Origin of the sequence: Methyloceanibacter sp. (assembly GCF_051306395.1) — a bacterium.
Classification (GTDB): Bacteria; Pseudomonadota; Alphaproteobacteria; order Rhizobiales; family Methyloligellaceae; genus Methyloceanibacter.
Map to the genome: position 1 here is coordinate 1 of NZ_JBPPND010000033.1, position 2,312 is coordinate 2,312.

The 2,312-nt window shown below is 62.7% G+C and carries 1 protein-coding gene and 1 pseudogene; both read left to right on the forward strand.

What is annotated here, in order from left to right:
• Window positions 1-759: phosphomethylpyrimidine synthase ThiC (locus ACSLE4_RS02710; RefSeq protein WP_435902954.1), on the forward strand; the 759-nt coding region annotated here is incomplete at its 5' end.
• Between the two features lie 229 nt (window positions 760-988).
• A pseudogene (locus ACSLE4_RS02715) lies at window positions 989-1,974 on the forward strand (TerC family protein).
• Window positions 1,975-2,312 lie beyond the last annotated feature (338 nt).

The following is a 2,312-nucleotide window of genomic DNA, read 5'->3' on the forward strand; positions in this document are numbered from 1 at the left end:
TTTTCGCTCGGCGACGGGCTTCGTCCCGGCTCCATCGCCGACGCCAACGACCGCGCCCAATTCGCCGAGCTCGAGACGCTGGGTGAGCTGACTAAGGTCGCCTGGGACCATGGCTGCCAGGTGATGATCGAAGGGCCCGGCCATGTGCCGCTCCACAAGATCAAGGTCAACGTCGAGAAGCAGCTCAAAGAATGCGGCGAGGCCCCCTTCTATACACTTGGCCCGCTGGTGACCGACATCGCGCCTGCCTACGACCACATCACGTCGGCGATTGGCGCGGCGATGATCGGCTGGTTCGGCACGGCGATGCTTTGCTACGTGACGCCGAAGGAGCACTTAGGTCTGCCGGATCGTGACGACGTGAAGCAGGGCGTGATCGCCTACAAGATCGCCGCGCATGCGTCCGATCTCGCCAAAGGGCATCCGGCCGCGCAAGCGCGCGACAACGCCCTGTCGGAAGCGCGCTTCGGCTTCCGCTGGGAGGATCAGTTCAACCTGTCGCTCGATCCGGAGACCGCGCGGCAATATCACGACGAGACGCTGCCCAAGGAAGCGCACAAGCTCGCGCACTTTTGCTCCATGTGCGGACCCAAGTTCTGCTCCATGGAGATCACCCGCGAGGTGCGCGACTACGCCGCTAAGCTCAACGACCCGGCGGGCGCTGGCGCCCTCAGCGAAGCCGAGCGCCAAAAGGGCATGGACGAGATGAGCGAGAAGTTCCGCGACATGGGCGCCGAGGTCTATGTGGCGGAGGAGTAGGGGGCGGGCCCTTACGCCCCTGTGCTTAGAAGGACGTCGATTCGGATTGCGGTCCGGTCAACGCGCCAATAGGCCTGCGCCATTGGCGTCATCATCGCCTCTTGCACAGTCGGCTTCGGTAGGCCATGACTCTAGTGCCTGCGGTTCCGGGCCCCTCTGGCAAGCGAGGCTGGCGCGCTTGTGATGTCGGACCGCCTGTCGAGGTCTCGCCGGCTGAGCATTCCATCATATGGAGTTTCTTTTCCTGGACGTTCTGGGGAAGCCCGCTTGGATGTGGGCTCTCTTCCTGGGTCTTGTTCTCACACTCGTTGTTTCGACTTAGGACTTCTGCACCGGCGGCCGCGTGAGATCGGCAGTGCGGAGAGCCTGGCCCTGTCGGCGGTCTACATTGCTCTCGCGCTCGGCTTCGGTGCCTGGGTGTGGTGGGAGCTGGGCCAGCAGGCTGGCGTGGAATACCTGACGGGCTTTCTCATCGAGAAAAGTCTCGCGATGGACAACGTCTTCGTCATCGCGATGATCTTCGGATATTTCGGCATCCCGCGAATCTATCAGCACCGGGCTTTGCTGTACGGGGTTCTCGGCGTGCTCGTGCTCCGCGGCATCATGATCGGCGCCGGCGTGGCGCTCGTCAGCAATTTCGAATGGGTGCTGTATCTGTTCGCTGCCTTTCTCATTTTCACCGGCATCAAGATGATGTCCGCGCCGGAGCACAGCTACGACGTCAGCGCAAATCCCGTCCTGAAGTTTCTGCGACGGCATCTGCGCGTCAGCGAGGGGCACCATGGTCACGCCTTCTTCGTTCGTGAAACCGATGCGTCAACGGGAAGGTCGCTGATTTTCGCAACGCCGCTCTTTCTCGCCCTGGTGATGATCGAATTCGCCGATGTCGTGTTTGCCGTCGACTCCATCCCGGCCATCTTCGCGATCACCACGGACCCGTTCATCGTCTACACGTCGAACATCTTCGCAGTTCTCGGGTTGCGGGCGCTGTACTTCGCCTTAGCAGCCATGATTCATCGCTTCGTCTATCTGCGTTACGCGCTCGCCAGCATCCTGGTCTTTGTTGGTGCGAAGGTCTTTGCGGCCGGCCTCGTTGGGATCGACAAGCTGCCGCCGGCGCTGTCGCTCGCCGTGACGTTTCTTTTGCTGGCGACTGGCATCGTCGCGTCGCTGTGGAAGACGCGGCAGGATGCTGCGCACGCCAACAGGCACTGAATGGCGGCTCCGCTGGTGCTTACGGGCGCGCGAGCCGAGCCCCGGCTTCAAACTAGAATTCGCCGCCTTTTGACACCCCCTTGCCCGCCCAGTACGACTTTGGCGGGGATCCATCGCTCGCTCACGACACGGCTGTTTTTTTAAAGCGGCGATGCCGACGGCTTAGACGAGCTTCAGGAAGGCGACCGAGCCTATGCCAGGACGCGCATCCGCATCGCGCGCCCCGCTCATTCTCATGATCGGGCCTGGGCTGTTGCTCGCCGCGACCGGCGTCGGCGCGGGCGACCTCGCCACCAGCAGCTTCGTCGGCGGGTTGCTCGGCACGACGGTGCTCTGGG